Raw genomic sequence first — 19,950 nt, 5'->3', positions numbered from 1 at the left:
TATCCCAGCGAGAAGTATACATCAGCGACGGGGAATTCGCAACCGTCATTAGACGAGGGATGCGTGAGAAAATGAGAGGCTCTTGAGAGCGCAATTTATATGCTATCAAGGTAGACGTTTATTGGGAGTTTAGAAGATTCAAAATGCGAAGGGCTTGACAGCGATAGCTCAGGATAGTATATTTATCGGCAACAACTTACTTCAAGGGGGTTTAACTATGAAGAGAGGTCTAACGGCCTTAATTATGGTCGGCGTTTTGGCTTTCGTCTCCGTCTTATGTTTCGCCGCTAAGGAGTACAAGGTTGGGGCTGTCTTTTCGATCACAGGTGAATTTTCCTCCCTGGGCGTTCCCGAAAGAAACACCGTGGAGATGATCGTGGAGGATATAAACTCAAAGGGCGGGATAAACGGACATCCCTTGAAGGTGATCATCTACGACACGAAGGGGAACGAGACGGAGTGCAGGACATTGGTGCAGAGGCTGATAGAGAAGGATAAAGTTCTGGCCATAATTGGACCCTCCCTTAGCGGCACTTCGCTTAAGGTGGTACCCTTGGCCGAGAGATATAAGGTGCCACTTGTCTCGTGTGCCGCCAGCGTCAAGATAGTCAAGCCGGTTAAGAAATGGGTCTTTAAGACTCCACAGACCGATACGCTGGCCGTTGAAAGGATCTACGATTACATGCAGCGACACGGCATCAAGAAGATAGCCGCCATCTATCACGCAAACGACTATGGCAAGAGCGGGCTCGAACAGATGAAGAAGTTAGGGCCGAAATACGGGATATCGGTAATAGCCGATGAGAGCTATGCCGAGGCGACGGATGTGACATCCCAGCTGACCAAACTCAAGGCGAAGGAGCCGGACGCACTGATCTGCTGGGATACCAGCCGCGGCGCGGCGATAGTCACCAGAGATGCCAGGCGTATCGGGTTTGACGTGCCGATTTTCATGAGCCATGGGATCGCCAGCCGAAGATACATAGAGCTGGCGGGTGATGCGGCCGAGGGGGTGATCTTCCCCGCCGGCAAGCTTCTGGTTTACGATAAGCTACCGGATACCGATCCTCAGAAATCCGTCCTAGCGAGCTATGCCAAGGCATATAAGGAGAGATACGGCAAGGACGCCGATACCTTCGGCGGCCATGCCTGGGATGCCCTGCATTTGGTGATCAAGGCGCTTAAAGAGGCCGGCCCGGACAGGGCTAAGATCCGAGACGCCATCGAAAGGACGAAGAACTTCATCGGCACCGGCGGTGTGTTCAACTTCTCCCCCGAGGAGCATAACGGTCTTACCAAAGAGGCCTTTGTGCTGATAAAGATCGTAAACGGCAAGTGGACGTTGCTTGAATGAAGCTGAGCTATTTCCTTCAGTATCTCGCATCGGGGATAACCGTCGGCAGCGTATATGCGCTTGTGGCCCTGGGGTTCAACATGATCTACAACGCCACCGGCATCATAAACTTCGCTCAGGGCGAGTTCGTAATGCTGGGTGGGATGACGATGGTCTTTTTGACCGGTGCCCTGAAACTGCCGATGTGGATCTCCTTTATCATATCGGTTCTGTCGGTGACAGCCGTGGGGGCTCTGCTTGAAAGGGGGGCGATCTATCCCCTCAAGGGGGCTCCCCCGATCACGCTCATAATCATCACGATTGGAGCCTCGATCCTGATACGAGGCGCTGCGATCCTCATCTGGGGTGAAGATGCCTATAGGTTGCCGGGCATAACGGGCGATAAACCGATTAGGATCCTAGGGGCCTCGATCCTGCCCCAAAGCTTCTGGGTGATAGGCGTGGGTGCGATCCTGATGGGTGCGTTACACCTCTTCCAGAGATATACCCTCTTCGGCAAGGCGATGCGTGCTTCAGCCGCTGACAGCGAGGCCGCGACCCTGGTTGGGATAAGCCCCAGGAAGATGACGCTCTGGTCGTTCGCCATAAGCGCCGCTATAGGCGCGGTGGCGGGGATAATCATAACCCCGATCGTCTTCACCCACTATAACGTAGGCGTCATGCTGGGGTTAAAGGGGTTCTGTGCCGCCATCCTGGGGGGATTAGGCAGCTTCCTGGGAGCAGTGGTCGGTGGATTCCTGCTCGGCGTGCTGGAGAAACTCGCCGTCGGATTCGCTCCGATAGGATACGCGGGATATGAAAACGCTATAGCTTTCATCGTTATGCTCCTGATCCTTTTCCTACGGCCATCCGGAATTCTGGGCAGAGGAGAAGTGGAAAAGGCATGAGGAACAGAGATTACCTGATCTTCATCCTCATTCTACTTGGAACGGGCCTGATACCGCTGCCTCTCATGCCGTTGGAAGCGGGTGGTTTTTACATCAGAGTGCTGACCGTCATCCTGCTCTACTCGATCATCACGACGGGATTATCGCTGCTTATGGGATATGCCGGTCAGATATCCCTCGGTCATGCCGCCTTTTTCGGACTGGGAGCCTACTGTTCGGGGCTTCTGGCTGTCAAACTCCCGATATCACCCTGGCTGGCCCTGCCGGCAGCCGTAGCGGGCACAGCCTTGGTCTCCTACGCAGTCGCTATACCCGTCTTAAAGCTTAAAGGACACTACCTTGCGATGGCTACCCTGGGGTTCGGCGAGATCGTCTACGTCTTCCTCAAAGAACTTAACTGGCTAACCGGTGATCCGGCGGGATTGATCGGCATACCTCCCTTTTCCCTCGGCGGATTAAGCCTTATATCCTCCGAATCTCAGTATTATATGACATGGGCCTTTTTCAGCCTTGTTCTGCTTCTATCCGTCAGCCTTATAAACTCGCGCGTGGGGAGAGCTCTGAGGGCGATTCACGGGGATGAGCTGGCAGCCGAGGCGTTAGGGGTCAACGTCTCGAAGCTTAAAATCCAAGCTTTTGTCCTCAGCGCCGCCTATGCCGCTCTAGCCGGGTCGCTCTACGCTCACTTTGAGGGCTTTATAGGATATACCACCTTCAACCTGATGCTCTCCATAAAACTGGTCACGATGGTTGTGATTGGCGGGATGACCAATATCTGGGGAGCGCTTCTGGGAACGGCGATCCTGACCGCATTGCCTCAGTTCCTGACGGCCTTCAAAGATTACGAGATGGTTGTCTATGGCGCTATAATGATACTCGTCATGCTTTTCGCCCCCAGGGGGCTGATTGGCCTTATCCTGAGGAGGAAGAGGGATGGAGAAACCGTTGCTTGAGGTAAAGGATGTTTCCAAGAACTTCGGCGGAATCAAAGCGGTGGACGGGGTGACCTTCTCGGTCATGAGCGGCAGGATAAAGGCCATCATAGGTCCTAACGGCGCTGGCAAGACCACGCTCTTTAATCTGATAAGCGGTTTCTATCCGCTCAGCTCAGGAGAGATCCTCTTCAACGGAGAGAGGATAAGCGGACGGTCCCCACATCATATAGCCTCCCTAGGCATCATCCGAACCTTTCAGAACGTCAGGCTTTTCCCCGAGATGACCGTGATGGAAAACGTGATGGTGGGCCTCCATAGGATCGGCCGATCGGGCCTCCTCTCTTCCATCTTCAAACCGCCCTGGACGAGAAGGGAGGAGAGGATGATGGCCGAAAGGGCGAAGGAGACGCTCAGTTTCATGGGGCTGGAGCCCCTTTCAAACAGGCTGGCCGGGGAACTCCCTTTGGGGAAACAACGTATGGTCGAACTCGCGAGAGCTCTGACCTCCCAACCGATCCTCCTGATGTTGGACGAACCGGCCGCCGGGCTGAATATAGCTGAAACGGAGGAGCTGGGTGAGCTGATATTGAAGATCCGTCAAAACGGAATCACCGTGCTTTTGGTCGAGCATGACATGTCGCTCGTGATGGATATATCGGACGAGGTCGTCGCGCTGAACAACGGCAAGAAGATAGCGGAGGGAGCCCCAAAGGAGGTTCAGAACAATCCACTTGTTATAGAAGCTTACCTGGGAAGTGAAAATGCTTAGGGTTCAGAGTTTAACGGCGGGCTACGGCAAGATAACGGTTATCAGGGGCGTCTCAATACATGTCCGACCGGGCGAGGTCGTGGCGCTCATAGGCCCTAACGGTGCGGGAAAGACATCTCTGCTTAAATCCATAACCGGACTTATAACCCCGAAATCCGGCAGGATACTCTTCGACGGTAGGGAGATAACCGGTCAGCTTCCGGAACGGATCGTCAAGCTCGGTATATCGATGGTTCCTGAGGGAAGACGTATCTTCGCCCCCCTTTCCGTTATGGACAACCTCCTCCTGGGAGCATATCCCAGATACTCCAGGAGGACCCGCGATGAGATACTATCGAGAATGGAGGAGATCTTCGGGTTGTTTCCGATCCTGAGCGAGAGGCGTGATCAGATCGCGGGAACCTTAAGCGGAGGTGAACAACAGATGCTGGCGATAAGCAGAGCTCTGATGTCGGATCCTAAGCTCCTGATTCTTGATGAACCCTCGATGGGGCTCGCACCGAAGGTGGCCGCTGAGATATTCAAGGTGATCTCCGCCCTTAAGGAGAAAGGGGTGACGATCCTGCTCGTGGAACAGAACGCCTGGGCCGCCTTGAGAATAGCCGATAGGGGATACGTAATGGAGACGGGGAGGATCGTGCTTGAGGGAACGCCACATGAACTCGAGTCGAACAGGGATATCATGAGAGCCTACCTTGGAAGAGGTTACAGGAGGATATACTCCCCTGATCGGATCATCGGTCAATAGACATAATCGAGACCGCCTCGATTTCCCTGGAGGCGAGGAGGATAAGCGCACGCGATGAATATGATCGTTGAGATAAGGATCAAGTTGTGATATAATAGCTTCCGGTTGGATATTATCTTAGGATATGGCCGCCGGAGGTTGAGATGATCAAGGTCTGTTTCTTCGCCGATGAGGTCTCAAAGGATTTCGACGAGGCGGTTAGGCTCGGAGTCGAAGCCGGTGCCGAAGCCGTGGAGATAAGGGGTGGGCTCTGGGGAAAGAGCGTCACCACTATAGATGACGATGACGTTAAAAGGATGCAGGATGTGCTGAGCAGATATAACGCTCAGATCGCATGTATAGGATCGCCGGTGGGTAAATGCCACTACGATAGGAAAGAGGAATACGAGACACATCTCAGATATTTCGGCAGAATGGTCGAGCTGGCCCATGCCTTCGATACTAAGGTGATTAGAGTTTTCTCCTTCTGGAATGTAAAACGGGGTAAGGGGGAAAGGCCGAATCTGGAGAAGTACCTCGACACCTTCGTCAGACTCCTTACCCCCATCGTCAGGACGGCTGAGGCGGAGGGATTGCTCCTCTCATTTGAAACCGAAGGTTCAACCATGATCGGCACATGCAGGGAGGCACGCATGATGACAGATGCCCTTGGAAGCAAAGCCGCGACGGTCTGCTGGGATGTGATGAACAGCTACCGCTGCGGCGAAGTGCCTTACCCCGACGGATATTCGCAGATCAAGGGGTTGATCTCACACTTTCACGTCAAGCCGAACAGGCGGAAGGAGCTCAACCCGATAGGTGAGACGGATCTGACATATCAGGAGCTTTTCAAGATCGCGATCGAGGATGGATTTGAAGGCGCAGCGAGTATAGAACACTGGGGCAGTCCTGAGCTTATGCTGAAAGGCATCCGCCAGCTCAGAGAGGCGATCGACGGGATGAAAGGATGATCGAGATGTTCCGGAAACTCTCCGTGGTGATCCCCGTCTACAACGAGGTGAACACCATCGAGGAGGTCCTTGAAAAGGTTAAAGCTGTCCGTATACCGCTTGAGAAGGAGATAATCATAGTCGATGACGGATCGACGGATGGGACACGTGAGAAGCTCAGCGAGATCCAAAAGGCGGATCCCTCTTTGAGGATCATCCTCCATGAGAGGAATATGGGTAAGGGAGCTGCTCTCAGGACGGGATTTCAGCATGTGACCGGCCAGATCGTCATCATCCAGGACGCCGATCTGGAATACAACCCAAGCGAATATCCCAGGCTCCTTGAGCCGATCCTCGACGGCAGGGCGGATGTCGTCTACGGCTCACGCTTCCTCGGCGGAACCACCCGTCGGGTCACATCCTTCTGGCATTACATGGCCAATAAGTTCTTGACTTTCCTCTCAAATATGTTGATGAACCTCAACCTGACAGATATGGAGACCTGTTATAAGGTGATAAGGACGGATGTGCTTAAAAGGCTTAACTTGAGGGGGAACAGGTTTGAGATCGAGCCTGAGATAACGGCGAAGCTCGCCCGGATCGGGTGCAGGATATACGAGGTTCCGATCTCATATAGCGGTAGGGATGTCTCGGAGGGCAAGAAGATAAAGTGGAAGGACGGGATTGCTGCGATATATTACATTGTCAAATTTAAACTAAGAGACTAACTAAAGGAGGTAAAGATGAAGAGCGATGTTTTGATCATCGGGGGCAGTGCAGCAGGGCTTACAGCTGCTCTCACCGCCAGAAGGCAGTACCCCGACTCCAAGGTAACCCTCATCCGAAAGGAGAAGAGGGTTCCCATTCCGTGCGGGATACCCTACATCTTCGGCACCCTCGGGTCGCCGGAGAAGAATCTCTCGTCGGACGATCCCCTTCTCAAGAATGAGATCGAGCTGATCATAGACGAGGTGGTCTCGATCAACAGAGAGGCCAAAACCGTCGCGACGGCCGATGGGAAGGAGATCGGTTATGAGAAACTCATCCTGGCAACAGGCTCCGTGCCTCTCGTTCCCCCGATACCGGGCGTGGATATGAAAAACGTCTTCTCGATCAAGAAAGATGTGGAGTATCTGGCTGAAATCTTACATGCTCTGGATGAGGCCGAGGACGTGGTGGTTATCGGCGGGGGGTTCATCGGCATGGAGATCGCCGATGAATGTTGTAAGCGCGGGAACCTGAACGTGACCGTGGTCGAGATGCTCCCCCATTGCCTATCGCTGGTGTTCGAGGAGGAAGTATGCGTGATGGCTGAGGAGGAGCTCTCAAAACGAGGCGCGCAGCTTCGAACCAGCGAGAGGGCCAAGGCCATCGTCGGAGATGGAAAGGTTGAATACGTGGAACTTGAAAGCGGTGAAAGGATAAAGGCGGACGTCGTGATACTGGGGATCGGCGTGCGACCGAACGTGGAGCTGGCTCAGAAAGCAGGCCTGCAGATCGGTCCCTTTAAGGCGATCGCCGTGGATAGACATATGGTGACGAGCGATCCGGATATCTTCGCCGTAGGCGATTGTGCGGAGAAGTTCAGTTTCTTCACAGGCAAACCCTCTCCCCTTAGACTCGCATCGATCGCCACATCCGAGGCCCGTATAGCAGGAGCTAATCTGTTCGAACTGCGCCGTGAGAATAAAGGGACGATAGGTGTCTTCTCGACGAAGATCGGGGACGTGGCCATGGGACTCGCGGGGATCGATGAGAAGCGGGCCCGCGATGCGAAGATAGATTTCGTTGTGGGCGTCTCGGAATCCGTCAACAGACACCCCGGCGGGATGCCCGGCGCTAAACTGACGAAGGTGAAACTGGTTTTCCGAAGGTATTCGGGCGTTCTCATCGGCGGGTGTGTCCATGGCGGCGATAGCGCCGGGGAGATAATAAACCTGATATCGGCGATGATACAGGGACAGATGCACGCCGATCAGATCGCTATGTTCCAGATGGGAACACATCCGGCGCTCACCGCCTCGCCGATCGCATATCAGATCGCCAACGCCGCCGAGATAGCCCTGGCCCAGATGAGATAGAAAAACTCAATCGTGAGGGTGAGGCATCCATCCGACTGAATGCCTCACCCCCACACGGGACGCTATGATGATTGAAGAGCCGAAGCCCAAGGAATATTACGAGATACTCCGCCGTATGACGGGCGAGGAGAGGGTGAAGATCGCCTTTGAGCTCTCCGAGATGACACGGCAGATCATGATAGCTGGGATCAAGGCACAAAATCCCGATATGACTCCTGAAGAGGTCGAACATGAGGCGTTCAGGAGGATGATGCTTTGGCACAAATTGAACTCGTTAAAACGACCGTCGAAGTCCTGGATTCCCTCGGTATACCCTACGCACTGACCGGATCGATCGCATCAAGCTTCTACGGCGAGCCGAGATCAACCCATGATATCGACGTAATAGTTGTTCTACGCCTATCCGATGTCGAGAAGCTCGCCCGTAGCTTTGATCCAAATCGCTTCTATGTGGATGAAGAGGCGATCCGAGAGGCCATAGCGCATCAAGGGGTTTTCAACCTGATAGATCAAAAGACCGGCTTCAAAGTGGATTTTTGGATACTTAAGGATGACCTTTACTATCAGGTCAGCTTTCAGAGACGGGTAAAGCAGAAGATAGATGAGGTCGAGCCCTATCTTCTCGCGCCTGAGGATGTTATACTGTCCAAATTGCTCTGGTACAGAATAAGCGGCGGCAGCGAAAGACAACTTCATGATGCCCTTGGAGTTTACCTCATTCAGGCGGAAAGGTTAGACATGGAATACATCAGGAAATGGGCGGGGTATCTTGAGGTTCAGGATTTGCTTGATGAAATAATCGAAAGATCCAAGGAGGTATAGAAAGCCATGTGCTTGACCGGTTATGCCCTCATAGCGACGTCGATGTTCGTCCGAATCACCTTTCCCGAACCAGCTATACCGGATTCCTTCGGCGTGAACATACACTTCACCGGCGAGCCAGGGGATCTGGATCTGATAGCTGAAGCGGGTTTCAAACTGATCAGGATGGATCTGACTTGGTCGGCCGTTGAGAGGAGGAAAGGGGTTTATGATTTCGAAGGATCGGGATATGACGCCTTAACCGAAGGATGTCTGAGGCGAGGTATAAGGCCGCTCTACATCCTCGACTACAGCAACAGATTGTACGAGCCTGATAGATCCGTGCGAAGCGAGGAGGGGCGGAAGGGATTCGCCTCCTTTGCCGAAGCCGCCGCCAGAAGGTATGTCGGAAGGGAGATACTTTGGGAGATATGGAATGAACCGAATCTCTCGCAATTTTGGAACCCCCAGCCCGGTATCGATGATTACGTCAAGCTCGTCGAGGAAACCGCCCCGCGGATCAGAGAGGCCGATCCATCGGGCCTGATACTGGCCCCTGCCACATCAGGCATACCGCTCGACTGGCTTGAAGAGTGCTTCAGGAGAGGGTTGCTCAGGTGGATAGACGGGCTGAGCGTCCATCCATACCGAGCTCAACCGCCCGAAACGGTTATCGAGGATTATGCCGCCCTAAGGGAATTGATCAAACGATACGCCCCTGAGGGCAAGGAGATACCGATCATATCGGGTGAGTGGGGATATTCGCTCATAAACTGGGATAGATCGAGGCTCTCCCAGGAAGAGCAAGCCCGATATCTGGTGAGAATGTTCCTCGTGAACCTGATGGAGGGCGTGCCGGTGAGCATATGGTATGACTGGAGAGATGACGGCACCGATCCGAACGAGCGCGAACATCACTTCGGAACGATGACGCATGACCTTAAGACGAAAGCCGCTTATACCGCCGCAAAGACCCTCCTTCAGACGCTCCAAGGGTATAGGGTGGAGGGGAGGATCGATCTCGATAGCGAGGATGACTTCGCTCTCAGGCTAAAACGGGATAATCATGTCGCCGTGGCCTTCTGGACGATCGGCGAGGATCATGAGGTGACTTTGCCGATAGGTGCGGGTAAGGGGGTGCTTTTCAACATGCTGGGAGGAGGCTCAGCCCTGTCATGGAACGGAAAGGGATTGAGGACGACGATATCCCAAGGTCCGAGATATCTGCTCCTGAAATCGGAGGATGGAGGTGTCAGATGAAGCATCCGGGCTTGAAGGATCTCTTTTCAATCGAGGGACAGATCGCCTTCGTCACAGGAGGGGGTAGAGGCATAGGTAAGGTTTTCTGTAAGACCCTAGCTGAGGCCGGCGCTGACGTGATCGTCGTTGATATCGACCCCGATACCGCCTCTCAGACGGCCGGGGAGATCGAGGAGATGGGCAGGACTGCCCTTGCCATCAAGGCGGATGTCACCAAATCGGATGAGGTGGATAGAGTTGTCCAGGTGAGCTTGGATCGCTTCGGCAGGATCGACATCCTGGTCAACAACGCCGGCATCTGTATTCACGAAAACGCTGAGGATATGACCGATGAACAATGGGATGCTGTGATGGATGTCAACCTTAAGGGGGTCTTCTATTGTTGCAGGGCCGTCGGAAAGGTGATGATAAAACAGGGCGGAGGGAAGATCGTCAACGTCGCATCGATGTCCGCCTCGATCGTCAACAGACCTCAAAACCAGGTCTCATACAACGCCTCCAAAGCCGGAGTGGTGATGTTGACAAAGTCGCTGGCCGTCGAATGGGCACAATACGGAATCAGAGTCAACGCCATCAGCCCCGGATATATGTTGACGGAGATGACGAAGAAGGTCTCCCACATGTTCCCGCTGTGGGAGCCAATGGTGCCTATGAGAAGATTGGGTGAGCCGGAGGAACTGAGAGGGGCGCTGTTGTTCCTGGTATCGGACGCCTCCTCCTATGTCACAGGCCACAATCTGATCGTAGATGGCGGGTACACCTTGATATAAAGCCCCTCGATCGGCTATAATAACCGAGACCGAACAGGAGGTGAGGAAGTTGGAACAGGAGTTTGAAATAAAGGCGATTCTGAGGATAAGAAGGCCAACCATGGAGGACGCTCCGGCGCTGCATACCTACTGTTTCCCATCCCTTAAGGCTAAAGATGTGGAGGAGAAGTTGAGGTCAGATCTCGAGGATATGGAAGGTGGCAAGGTGATAAGGCTTGTCGCCGACGCCGGAGGATATGCTATAGGCAACATCAAACTCACGCTTGACGAGGAAAACCCTTCCGTGGGCAGGGTTTCGGACGTCGTTGTGGCCGGACCTTTCAAGGGGATAAACGTCGCTGATAAGCTCATGCAGGTGTTATCAGATGTGGCAAAATCTAAAGGGGTTAAAACCCTTGAGGTTCAGGTCCACAGAAGCGAAACCAGAGTCATCGAGGCCTTCAAGAAATGGGGATTCTCCGAAAGGGAGATCATCACGCTGGAAAAACATCTGGATTAGAACTCATTTTACGGAGTGTGGAGATGAAGGGAAAAATCAGGGAGATTACAGCGATTTTGCTTTGTTTTATCTTTCTCACGGCCACGCTCGCCATTCTGGGATGTGGCGCTCAGAACGAGCACCTCGCCAAGGGGAAGGAGCTTCTTAAATCGAACAAGCGCCGTAAGGAAGAGAGAGCCGTGGCCGAGTTCAAACTGGCCGTTAAGGAGGAACCTGATAACGCTGAAGCCCATTACCTCATAGGATATTACGATGAAAACGCCACCGTTCAGGAGAGAGGAGAACATCTCTATCTGGCATACAAAAACGATAAACGGAAATATCTGGACGTGCTGATATATGAGACGCTCCGTGTGAACGACCAGAACCTCATACAGGCAACCCTTTACGCCCTGAGAAAGGCGTATAAGACCGGAGGACAGAAGGAAGTGCTCAAAAAGCTGCTTGAGGGGATAAAATCAAAGGACTCCAGGGATAGATATGACGCGGGGCTAGCTCTAGCATATATCGGAGATAAGAAGGATGGAGACCCCGACAGGGTGGTGCCGGAGCTCATAAAGCTTCTCGATCATAAGAGAATGGGCACAAGGCTGAACGCCGTGCTCGCTCTAGGAGAAATAGGAGATGAGAGAGCCGTGAACCCGATCTACCAGAAGATCATCCTGATAACGGATGAGAAAAACAAGGAGAACCCGGAGGTGAGAAGACTGGCCGTGGAAGCGCTCGGAAAGATAGGAACGAAATCCGCAATGGATAAACTTGTGGAGATCATTCAGGATAAGGGTTCCTCGCTCAGGGTCGATGCCATAGAGATCCTCGCCAAAATCGCCGGGCAGGATGTGGTGCCCATATTGACTCACATATTGGGAGAGAAAGGAGCTAGAGAGGTTAAGGTGAAATTATGAGGGAGGTACGCATAATGAGACGAATTATGACGATCTCCATCTTGGTTTTTCTGGTGGCCCTGATGGGGTGCGGCCAACATAGATACCAGGATAAAAGGATAGGGATCGAGGTGCAATCTCTGGACCCGGATCTGCGCGGCAGATGGGGCGTTGAAGGCGTGGTGATAACTAAGGTCTTTCCCAATACACCAGCTCAGAGGGCAGGACTTGAAGAAGGCGAGATGATCTACAAGGTCAGCGTTCGAAGGCCGGTGAGGGGTAAGCGGGATCTGATGAAGAATATCTCCGAGGGCATCAAACATGAGAAGATGGTTACGCTTGAGCTGACTGACGGTAGGAAAATTCTCCTGGCGGTCAGAAGCGTCAGGGATAACACTGGGATTATCTTCGACGGAACTAGGGTGAAATCCATCGACGAAGGTTCCCCATCCTCGCTATCAGGGCTCAAACCCGGAGATCAGGTCAAGGCGGTGATAATCACACGCACGATTAGAAATCTTGATGACTACAAAAAGATAGTCGGCAAAATAGTTAAGAGCTCCCATGAGCTAACATTCACCACTAACGAGCTAAGCGGAGTTAAGCTCGCCGCCGTCAGAGCCCTCGGCGAGATAGGAGGATCTGAAGCGGTAAAGGTGCTCCTGCAGATCTTGGAAAGCGAAGAGGAGTTATTCAGGGAACCGGCTGCCAAAGCCCTTGAAAGGTTAAGCGATAGGTTCTCAAGCCCTGAGTTGATCTCCAAGATGATAAAACACCTTCAGATAAAGTATGAGCCCAATCCGGAGATACGGGCAAGCTGTGCTCTGGCGCTGGCCAAGCTTAAGCCGGTCGAAGCCATCCCGACGCTGATAAAGACGCTTTACGATCCCGTGGCCAATATCAGGTTTAAAGCCGGCGTGGCACTCGCTTCCATCGGAACGCCGGCGCTTGAGCCGCTGATCGAGGAGCTGAGGAAAACACAGGACCCCAACGTCCAGGATATAATCGCCTCGACCCTGGGCGAGATAGGTACCGGAAAAGCGCGAGATGCTCTGATATCGGCTTACTCCTGGATCAAATCCTCCTCCGTTCGCCTCTCGATCCTGAATTCCCTTGCCGAGATCGGGGACGAAAAGGCGATGAGCTTCCTGAGAGGGGTGTCAGCTACGGAAACCGACCCTCAGGTTAAGGTTTATCTGGATACCCTTATAGCTAAGGCTAAATGAAAAAACAGAGCGTAGATATGAGGGCTATTCGGATAACACCTCCGGATAACCTCAAAAACATATGGGTTATCCTCAAAGAACCTCAGATCCCTGGGAATATAGGATCAACCGCTCGGGCGATGAAGGGGATGGGATTAACGCGGCTTATCCTAGTTAATCCCGTCCCGGGATGGAGAGAATCGGATCAACCCTGGACTTTCGCCTGCTGGTCACATGATGTACTCCATAACGCCCTCGAAGTTGAATCGCTTGATGAGATTTTAAGCGAGATACATCTCTTGGTCGGAACGACCAATCGCAGGCGTGATCCCAGGCTGCCGGAGATCATCCCCGCTCGCCAGGGGGCGAAAAGAATAGCCGCCATATCCCGCGATCATGTGGTGGGGGTTATGTTCGGAAGGGAGGATTTCGGTTTATCCACAGATGATATAAGCCGGTGCCATCTTTGCCTATCTGTTCCCATGGCCGTTAGAAACCCATCGCTCAACCTCTCACATGCCGTTGCTATAATAGCTTATGAGATATTAATGGCCTCGATCGAAGATATTCCATCACCAAACCCGGATCTTCCGCCGGCTAACGATCTTGAGGCTTTAACCGAGAGGATAACCAGACTATTGAAAAGGACGGATTTCAAACCGGCTAATGGGAATTGGGATACCCTCCTCTATTCCATCAGGCGGGTCTTAACGAGGGCTCAGCTTGAAAGGCGTGATATTGCCACTCTTCACCTCATCTTCGCCCACCTGGAGAGCTTCATCTCCCGGGGGATGTGAAACTCTTCTCATTATCTCACTTTGATTTTTCCTAATTTGAGAAAGAGCCTGCCTATCTAACTCCCCCGATGTGTTTAAAAACCCCGTGGATCGGAGGTTTTTCATCCTGGCACATCTCTTGCCAAAGGTAGGGATGAAAAATCATCGACGCCTGAACTGGGGGTTAAGAGATGATGAAAGCCATAACACACCACCTTAAAGATCAGAAGGGTCAGGCATTAATTGAATATACCATTCTAACCGGATTAATCGGGCTGGCTATGGTCGTGGCCATCGCCAACGTCGCCGATCAGATCATGGACATCTGGAACGACCTGACCCAGGATTTGGATACGATCGATGATGGTGTTTCCGATTCTGACCTTATCTTCCCAGTCTCTAATCCTGACGGTTGTGATAGTAACAGCGAAGAGGATGGTTACCGGGACGAGACCGGAAATAACTTTTACAACGGCTATTGATCTCGCCCAGCGAAAAATCCCACATCTTGAGGCCAAAAGATGTGGGATTTTTCACGCCCAATACTGTCTATCCAATCCTCTATACTGTATGGCTTCTGAGACATGTTCAGGTTTGATTCGCTCACTGCCTTCAAGATCGGCTATCGTTCTGGAGACTTTCAAGACCCTATCGTACGCCCTCGCGCTTAAACCCAGCTGGGTTATGGCTATCCTCAGAAGCTCCTGTGACCTTTCATCCACGGCGCAGTATCTCCTTATATCTCTCGATGACATATCGGCATTACATCTGATCCTCGTTCCTTTAAATCTTTCCCTCTGGATCTGACGGGCAGTTTGAACCCTCTCCTTTATAGCCTGGGAACTTTCTCCCTTTCTCTCACTGGCCAGCTCCCTGTATCTGACGGCGGGCACTTCGACGTGTATGTCTATCCTATCGAGGAGGGGGCCGGAGATTCTCGATATATAATGCTGTATCTGGGTAGGAGTACATCTGCATCTGTGATTAGGATCTCCGAAGTATCCGCATGGGCAGGGGTTCATAGCGCATATCAACATGAAGTTAGCCGGATAGCTGACCGTGGCGGCCGCTCGGGATATGGTGACCGTTCCCTCCTCGAGCGGCTGACGTAAAACCTCGAGCACATCCCTCCTAAACTCCGGAAGCTCGTCCAGAAATAGCACACCGTTATGAGCCAGCGATACCTCGCCCGGCCTTGGATAGGTTCCCCCTCCGATCAGCCCGGCGTTCGATACGGTATGATGCGGCGAACGGAAGGGTCTGGTGGATATGATGGGTGTATCGGGTGAAAGGAGGCCGGCGATGCTGTGAATCTTGGTTGTCTCAAGGGCCTCTTCCAGCGTCATATCGGGGAGGATCGTGGGCAGTCTTCTGGCGAGCATCGTCTTTCCGGAGCCGGGTGGGCCTATCATAACGACATTATGTCCGCCGGCAGCCGCCACCTCCAAAGCCCGCTTGACATGCTCTTGCCCTTTCACGTCGGAAAAATCAACGTTGTAGGCTGCTCCCTTTCGGAACGCCTCCCTCACATCATACTGAACGGTCGATATTTCAACTTCCCCTGACAGGAAAGCGGCGGCTTCTGAGAGCGTTTTGACCTGATATACGTTCATTCCTTCAACGACCGCTGCCTCGAGTCCGTTTTCGGGTGGCACTATCACCCCATCCAGTCCTGCCTTCCTGGCGCCCAGTGTTATCGGCAAGGCTCCTTTCACAGGCCTAACCGTCCCATCCAACGAAAGCTCGCCCAGCAGGAGCAATCGCTCACGCTGCAGTGAGATGTGCCCGGCCGCTGCCAGGAGAGCGATGGCTATCGGGAGGTCAAATGCCGATCCCTCCTTACGGATGTCGGCGGGAGCAAGGTTAACCGTTATCCGTTTGGCGGGAAACTTGAACCCGGAGTTCCTGATCGCCGCTGTCACTCTCTCCTTGGACTCCCTGACCGCCGTATCGGGAAGACCTACGATGTTAAAGGAGGGAAGTCCGTCGGAGACATCCACTTCGACCTTAACAATATAAGCGTCGAGGCCGAATAAAGCCCCACTTAAAGTGACAGAGAGCATGACTCACCTCGCTATTCAGAAAACCCTTCTTATCCTCAGGCTCGTTATCATCTCCCTGTCGGGATCGCCAAGCGCTTGGGCGAAATCGATTCTGATCGGTCCGAGGTTAAAGCCGAATCCGCTCGACATCTTCGTCTCCTTCCTATACCAGAGGTATCCAGCATCGAGAAACATATCAAGCCATAGCCCTTTCATTAGCTTCAAGCCGTAGTCCAGGTTTAAAAGCAGAAGAGAATCGTCCTCGAACTCCTTGAAGTGGTATCCCCTCAGCGATCCCATTCCGCCCAGATATGTTTTCCTCTGAAGGGGCAGTTCCCCCTCATCGGGCGTATATGATCCCATAAGTCTTATATCGATTCTATGTCTGCCTAACCTGTTATACCTAGCTATCATGAACCTCACGAGGGAGAAATCGAAATCGCCTCCCAACCATCCTCCGGCCAGCTCGACACCGAGATATGCCAGCCATCCGTTACGCGTCTTCCATGCTGGGGAGGGGTATTCGAGCAGGTGATATTCCTCCCACCTCCGCTCATCTCTCAGATCGACATAAAACCTCGCCCATAGACTTCTCATCTCACCTTCGTCTATAGCAAGGTTCTCCCGCTTCCGCTCATCAGGCAGTCTCCATCCCTCCCGCATGTTATAGATCCTACGCCTCGGTTCACCCCCCTCCCCTTTGGAAAACAGATACCAATCCGTCGTTTTAGTCAGGCTCTCATATCTATCATCGCTGTATCCGATCCTGAATCTAAATCGGTCGGAGAGCTCGGCGGAGGAGTAGACCTCCCATCCCTCCCTGTGGAGGAAATCCATGTATGCCCTGCCGAATATAAGCTCGGCGAGCAGGTTTTCAAGGCGGGATATCCTCCAGAGATCGTTGGTCTCAGTCATTCTATACATATGTCCTCCAAGGGTTACCTCGCCCCGAGGCATAATTCCTTTTTCAGCTCCGAGGTTGTAGTCCCAGATGCCGCTTGAGAACCCCCTTTCGACCTCGGCATATAACCGCTCCCCTCCGCAAAGCCTAGAGCTTATTTGGTATTTCCCGCCCAACACCACGCCGTGTACCCTGTTGAAGTCGAAGAGAGGTGAGAGATGGGAGGAAAAAGGTTTCCTTTCGGCGATCTGCAGCCTTAGGAGATAACCGCCTTTTATCTCCTCAAGCCGCCAATTCTTAATAGAGCTAAACGAGCTGTTTTCCTCTCTTAACCTCTTCCCCAGATCCCGTATCATCCTCTCCAGCTCTGTTCTGTTTTTCACGAGAAAGGGCAATTTCCCGAAGGCCCTCTTCACCTCATCGTATCTGACCCTTTTATTTCCTAATACCCTCACATCTTTTATGATTCCTTCGTTAACTTCAACTATCATCCTATCGTTCTCCACATCGATACCGACCTTGGCAAAATCGTATCCTTTTCCCACGTAAACCCTCTCGATCATTTTAGCCCACAGCTTTGCCCTTTCCTCGGGTATCGCCTCGTCTATCGTCCTGAAGATCCTCGCCATTCTAATGCCATCGAGGAGCTCCATCCCCGATATTTCGATCTTCCTCACGAGATATAGCTCGCTCAAAAGAGGTTTAACGGTTAGATTTACACCACTATCGCTTTTCTCCACCACGAAGGAGATATCCTGGAAGATACCGGTTAACAACAGGTTAACCCTGATGATCTCCAGATCGTCAAGAGGTATCTGATCTCCCTCATTCATGTTGATCAGCTTAAGGAGACCGGATTTCCCGATCGGCTCGGAATCCTCCACGGTGATTCTCTCGATCTTGGTCATCCATGTTCGAGGTAGATCTTGTGAGAGGATCATCTCGCCGTTTCCATTCTCAGCCCATTTCGCTTTCACATCACCAGCCTTCACCTCCAGGTTGAACCCCAGTTTTTCCAGGGGCGTTTGGCTTATGGACCTCAACGGTATCGCCAGCTCGATCAGCCAGAAATCAGCGCCTATCCCTGAGGCGACCTCCAGAATGGGGTTCCAGTTTTCACAGTAGATCGTCTCGATCGGATTGACCATCAATGTATACCGTCGGCGGTTTTCGATGAAGATCAATTTAACATAGCTATCGCCTTTGAACTTCTCATTTCTGTCCACCGTTTTCGCCTTAAGCTGATCCGGATCACATCTGATCACGATCAATCCGTACAGCTTCTCACCATCATGCTTAAAAAGGGCGTGAACCTTATCGAGCTCGATGGGATCTCCGTCCCACCATGTTCTGTCATTCGGATATCCATCTATCTGAGGTGGGGTTTTCGTCAAGAAGCAGACGTATCTGTTGGTATATGCTTTGCCGCCGGGGTGCGGGAGAATGACCTTTTTGATCCATACGCTTCCTTTATATGCGCTGGCTTTAAGGTATGGGCCACCTTCTCCTATCCTACCATCAATCCGCCCATCCTGTGTTGAACGGTCGATCAAGTTGAAATCGCATTTCGCCTTTCCGTTGCCCGAGAACATCTCCAGAGCGGCATGATATCCTTGGGGCAGCTCGATCAGGATGTCGCCTCTGCCCGATTCGACCTCCATAGGCATGGGATCATCGCTGAGGACCGAGATATATATATTCCCATCGACCGATTTGAACCTGGCTTCACCGTCGAGAAAGAGTTTGGCGGCTATGTTCCCTAAGCTCACGGCGACGTCGTAACTTCCCGATGTGCCGTCGAGCAGTATATCGCCTTCCCCCACGGCGATTCTGATCTCACCTTCAACTCCGCTCACGATCGCTCTGCCGTTATCGAGGCTCAGTTCCAATCCCATCCCATGAGGCATTCTCACCCTGAGTTCGGGATAACCCTCGATTTTCCCGTTCGGAGATCGGACTACAATCCTTCCATTCTCCCTTAAGATCCGGTACTTCAGCCCTTTCCCCTCAACATCCAGTTTGTCCTGATCCCACACCTCGGCCTTCACATCGGCTTTTCTGAGCTCGATCGATAGGGTAAAAGCCCCCCTGAGCTCGATCTCACGTCCCCAAGCGGAGAGAGAGATAAACAGGAGAATAAGAATTGAAAGGGCGGATTTCAAATGGATCACCCCCGATGGTTTTATCTTCTCCGCCAGACCTTTACTCCCGATGGGCAGAAATTGAACTCCACCACTCTTCCGCCGGCCTCCTCGATTTTCTTCTTAACCTTCCCTTCCAGATCGTTCTCGCAGTAAAAGATCACGCACCCTCCCCCTCCGGCACCGCAAATCTTGCCGCCCGTTGCCCCGTTTTTAAGGGCCACCTCGAACAACTCCTCTATCTTCGGCGTGACTACCTCCGGAGCGAGATTACGCCTATTGCGATACTCCTCCATCAGAAGCTCACCGAATCCGCTCAAATCCCCCTTTAGAAGTTTGTCCCGAATCTCTATCGTTATCTCCTTTATCCTCCTCAGCGAGTTTACAACCTCAGGTATCCCTTTTTTGTATCCTTCTATCATTTTCCTATTGGTATCGCCTGAAAGCCTTGACTGTCCGGTATAGCAGAGGACGAGGTTCTTCTCAAGCTGCCATATCACCTCTCCTTTTAAATCAAGAGGATGTGCCTCGACATGGCTTCCCTCGAACTCCAGGAAATTGAACCCCCCTAATACGGCGGCATATTGATCTTGCTTGCCACCTGTTATCCCCAATTCCTCCACCTCAACTCGGTGTTCCAGCTCGGCTATCTCCCTTCTCATCAGCCTCAAGTCGTACATCTCGTTCAGAATAGCGATCAAGGCTACGCCGATAGCGGCAGATGTACCAATTTCTGCTCCCCTTTTCAGCAGTTGGATTGCCCTTCGATTCGATGAATATTTTAGCAGAGCGTGGAGGGGAAATTCAAGAAGCATTCGTAAAACCGCTCCGCCCATTGAAATCAGGACTTCGCAAAAACTTTTGAAGAATGCAGATGGGGAAAGGCTTAGATGGTGTAAGTGATTCAAAGGAAATTCGCGCTCTAATCTATCGCGAATTTGCTCAAAAACCCTTATGCTGCCTAGATT

At 52.4% G+C, this 19,950-nt stretch carries 20 protein-coding genes; 17 read left to right on the top strand and 3 right to left on the bottom strand.

Translation table 11 applies throughout. The features are described 5' to 3' along the window. Nucleotides 1-217 precede the first annotated feature (217 nt). The 17 genes from J7M22_07170 (at nt 218) to J7M22_07090 (ending at nt 14,380) form a co-directional block, all read left to right on the top strand. Nucleotides 218-1,354 (top strand): ABC transporter substrate-binding protein, encoded by a 1,137-nt coding sequence (locus tag J7M22_07170; protein ID MCD6506393.1) that lies wholly within the window; start codon nt 218-220, stop codon nt 1,352-1,354. After that, nucleotides 1,351-2,241 carry a branched-chain amino acid ABC transporter permease gene (locus J7M22_07165; protein ID MCD6506392.1) on the top strand — a complete coding sequence of 297 codons (891 nt, stop codon included), beginning with the start codon at nt 1,351-1,353 and terminating at the stop codon, nt 2,239-2,241. The genes J7M22_07170 and J7M22_07165 overlap by 4 nt, the downstream gene beginning before the upstream one ends. Beyond that, entirely contained in the window at nt 2,238-3,194 is a 957-nt protein-coding gene (locus tag J7M22_07160) for a branched-chain amino acid ABC transporter permease (GenBank protein ID MCD6506391.1), read from the top strand. Before J7M22_07165 ends, J7M22_07160 begins: the two co-directional genes overlap by 4 nt. Beyond that, complete coding sequence (locus J7M22_07155) at nt 3,175-3,945, top strand: ABC transporter ATP-binding protein (GenBank protein ID MCD6506390.1); 771 nt, start codon at nt 3,175-3,177, stop codon at nt 3,943-3,945. The genes J7M22_07160 and J7M22_07155 overlap by 20 nt, the downstream gene beginning before the upstream one ends. Further along, the gene (locus J7M22_07150) at nt 3,938-4,693 is read left to right on the top strand and encodes an ABC transporter ATP-binding protein (protein ID MCD6506389.1); all 756 of its coding nucleotides are present in this window, start codon (nt 3,938-3,940) and stop codon (nt 4,691-4,693) included. Before J7M22_07155 ends, J7M22_07150 begins: the two co-directional genes overlap by 8 nt. Before the next feature lie 143 nt (nt 4,694-4,836). Next, a complete protein-coding gene (locus J7M22_07145) occupies nt 4,837-5,643 on the top strand; it encodes a sugar phosphate isomerase/epimerase (GenBank protein MCD6506388.1) in 807 nt (268 codons plus the stop codon). Then, nucleotides 5,640-6,350 (top strand): glycosyltransferase family 2 protein, encoded by a 711-nt coding sequence (locus J7M22_07140; GenBank protein MCD6506387.1) that lies wholly within the window; start codon nt 5,640-5,642, stop codon nt 6,348-6,350. Before J7M22_07145 ends, J7M22_07140 begins: the two co-directional genes overlap by 4 nt. A gap of 15 nt (nt 6,351-6,365) precedes the next feature. Further along, complete coding sequence (locus J7M22_07135; protein MCD6506386.1) at nt 6,366-7,703, top strand: FAD-dependent oxidoreductase; 1,338 nt, start codon at nt 6,366-6,368, stop codon at nt 7,701-7,703. Between the two features lie 67 nt (nt 7,704-7,770). Further along, the gene (locus J7M22_07130; GenBank protein MCD6506385.1) at nt 7,771-8,028 is read left to right on the top strand and encodes a hypothetical protein; all 258 of its coding nucleotides are present in this window, start codon (nt 7,771-7,773) and stop codon (nt 8,026-8,028) included. Further along, the gene (locus J7M22_07125; GenBank protein MCD6506384.1) at nt 7,959-8,525 is read left to right on the top strand and encodes a hypothetical protein; all 567 of its coding nucleotides are present in this window, start codon (nt 7,959-7,961) and stop codon (nt 8,523-8,525) included. Before J7M22_07130 ends, J7M22_07125 begins: the two co-directional genes overlap by 70 nt. 6 nt (nt 8,526-8,531) lie before the next feature. Beyond that, nucleotides 8,532-9,764: a cellulase family glycosylhydrolase gene (locus tag J7M22_07120; GenBank protein ID MCD6506383.1), complete on the top strand. Its 1,233-nt coding sequence runs from the start codon at nt 8,532-8,534 to the stop codon at nt 9,762-9,764. Continuing rightward, on the top strand, nt 9,761-10,534 hold the full coding sequence (locus J7M22_07115; GenBank protein MCD6506382.1) for an SDR family oxidoreductase: 774 nt from the start codon (nt 9,761-9,763) through the stop codon (nt 10,532-10,534). The genes J7M22_07120 and J7M22_07115 overlap by 4 nt, the downstream gene beginning before the upstream one ends. 49 nt (nt 10,535-10,583) lie before the next feature. Continuing rightward, nucleotides 10,584-11,033, top strand: coding sequence for a GNAT family N-acetyltransferase (locus tag J7M22_07110; GenBank protein MCD6506381.1), 450 nt, complete (start codon nt 10,584-10,586; stop codon nt 11,031-11,033). Between the two features lie 23 nt (nt 11,034-11,056). After that, nucleotides 11,057-11,938 (top strand): HEAT repeat domain-containing protein, encoded by an 882-nt coding sequence (locus tag J7M22_07105; GenBank protein MCD6506380.1) that lies wholly within the window; start codon nt 11,057-11,059, stop codon nt 11,936-11,938. A 14-nt stretch (nt 11,939-11,952) separates the two neighbouring features. After that, nucleotides 11,953-13,143: a HEAT repeat domain-containing protein gene (locus J7M22_07100; protein ID MCD6506379.1), complete on the top strand. Its 1,191-nt coding sequence runs from the start codon at nt 11,953-11,955 to the stop codon at nt 13,141-13,143. 17 nt (nt 13,144-13,160) lie between these two features. After that, the gene (locus J7M22_07095; protein ID MCD6506378.1) at nt 13,161-13,919 is read left to right on the top strand and encodes a TrmJ/YjtD family RNA methyltransferase; all 759 of its coding nucleotides are present in this window, start codon (nt 13,161-13,163) and stop codon (nt 13,917-13,919) included. A 170-nt stretch (nt 13,920-14,089) separates the two neighbouring features. Then, on the top strand, nt 14,090-14,380 hold the full coding sequence (locus tag J7M22_07090; GenBank protein MCD6506377.1) for a Flp family type IVb pilin: 291 nt from the start codon (nt 14,090-14,092) through the stop codon (nt 14,378-14,380). A gap of 51 nt (nt 14,381-14,431) precedes the next feature. On the opposite strand, the gene J7M22_07085 is transcribed toward J7M22_07090, so the two are convergent. From J7M22_07085 to J7M22_07075, 3 genes are read right to left on the bottom strand one after another with little or no spacing between them, the layout of a single operon-like run. Continuing rightward, nucleotides 14,432-15,961 (bottom strand): YifB family Mg chelatase-like AAA ATPase, encoded by a 1,530-nt coding sequence (locus tag J7M22_07085; protein MCD6506376.1) that lies wholly within the window; start codon nt 15,959-15,961, stop codon nt 14,432-14,434. Between the two features lie 15 nt (nt 15,962-15,976). Beyond that, entirely contained in the window at nt 15,977-19,003 is a 3,027-nt protein-coding gene (locus J7M22_07080; GenBank protein ID MCD6506375.1) for a BamA/TamA family outer membrane protein, read from the bottom strand. Between the two features lie 20 nt (nt 19,004-19,023). Then, on the bottom strand, nt 19,024-19,797 hold the full coding sequence (locus J7M22_07075) for a hypothetical protein (GenBank protein MCD6506374.1): 774 nt from the start codon (nt 19,795-19,797) through the stop codon (nt 19,024-19,026). Nucleotides 19,798-19,950: the final 153 nt, after the last annotated feature.

The organism is Candidatus Poribacteria bacterium (assembly GCA_021162805.1).
Lineage (GTDB): Bacteria > Poribacteria > WGA-4E > B28-G17 > B28-G17 > JAGGXZ01.
Note: the sequence above shows the minus strand (reverse complement) of the source record. Positions and strands in the feature narration are given on the sequence as shown.

What these genes read in the sequence shown, in the direction of transcription:
- J7M22_07170 (MCD6506393.1), top strand. Translation starts at nt 218, where the DNA reads ATGAAGAGAGGTCTAACGGCCTTAATTATGGTCGGCGTTTTGGCTTTC.
- J7M22_07165 (MCD6506392.1), top strand. Translation starts at nt 1,351, where the DNA reads ATGAAGCTGAGCTATTTCCTTCAGTATCTCGCATCGGGGATAACCGTC.
- J7M22_07160 (MCD6506391.1), top strand. Translation starts at nt 2,238, where the DNA reads ATGAGGAACAGAGATTACCTGATCTTCATCCTCATTCTACTTGGAACG.
- J7M22_07155 (MCD6506390.1), top strand. Translation starts at nt 3,175, where the DNA reads ATGGAGAAACCGTTGCTTGAGGTAAAGGATGTTTCCAAGAACTTCGGC.
- J7M22_07150 (MCD6506389.1), top strand. Translation starts at nt 3,938, where the DNA reads ATGCTTAGGGTTCAGAGTTTAACGGCGGGCTACGGCAAGATAACGGTT.
- J7M22_07145 (MCD6506388.1), top strand. Translation starts at nt 4,837, where the DNA reads ATGATCAAGGTCTGTTTCTTCGCCGATGAGGTCTCAAAGGATTTCGAC.
- J7M22_07140 (MCD6506387.1), top strand. Translation starts at nt 5,640, where the DNA reads ATGATCGAGATGTTCCGGAAACTCTCCGTGGTGATCCCCGTCTACAAC.
- J7M22_07135 (MCD6506386.1), top strand. Translation starts at nt 6,366, where the DNA reads ATGAAGAGCGATGTTTTGATCATCGGGGGCAGTGCAGCAGGGCTTACA.
- J7M22_07130 (MCD6506385.1), top strand. Translation starts at nt 7,771, where the DNA reads ATGATTGAAGAGCCGAAGCCCAAGGAATATTACGAGATACTCCGCCGT.
- J7M22_07120 (MCD6506383.1), top strand. Translation starts at nt 8,532, where the DNA reads ATGTGCTTGACCGGTTATGCCCTCATAGCGACGTCGATGTTCGTCCGA.
- J7M22_07115 (MCD6506382.1), top strand. Translation starts at nt 9,761, where the DNA reads ATGAAGCATCCGGGCTTGAAGGATCTCTTTTCAATCGAGGGACAGATC.
- J7M22_07105 (MCD6506380.1), top strand. Translation starts at nt 11,057, where the DNA reads ATGAAGGGAAAAATCAGGGAGATTACAGCGATTTTGCTTTGTTTTATC.
- J7M22_07100 (MCD6506379.1), top strand. Translation starts at nt 11,953, where the DNA reads ATGAGACGAATTATGACGATCTCCATCTTGGTTTTTCTGGTGGCCCTG.
- J7M22_07095 (MCD6506378.1), top strand. Translation starts at nt 13,161, where the DNA reads ATGAGGGCTATTCGGATAACACCTCCGGATAACCTCAAAAACATATGG.
- J7M22_07090 (MCD6506377.1), top strand. Translation starts at nt 14,090, where the DNA reads ATGATGAAAGCCATAACACACCACCTTAAAGATCAGAAGGGTCAGGCA.
- J7M22_07085 (MCD6506376.1), bottom strand. Translation starts at nt 15,961, where the DNA reads ATGCTCTCTGTCACTTTAAGTGGGGCTTTATTCGGCCTCGACGCTTAT.
- J7M22_07075 (MCD6506374.1), bottom strand. Translation starts at nt 19,797, where the DNA reads ATGCTTCTTGAATTTCCCCTCCACGCTCTGCTAAAATATTCATCGAAT.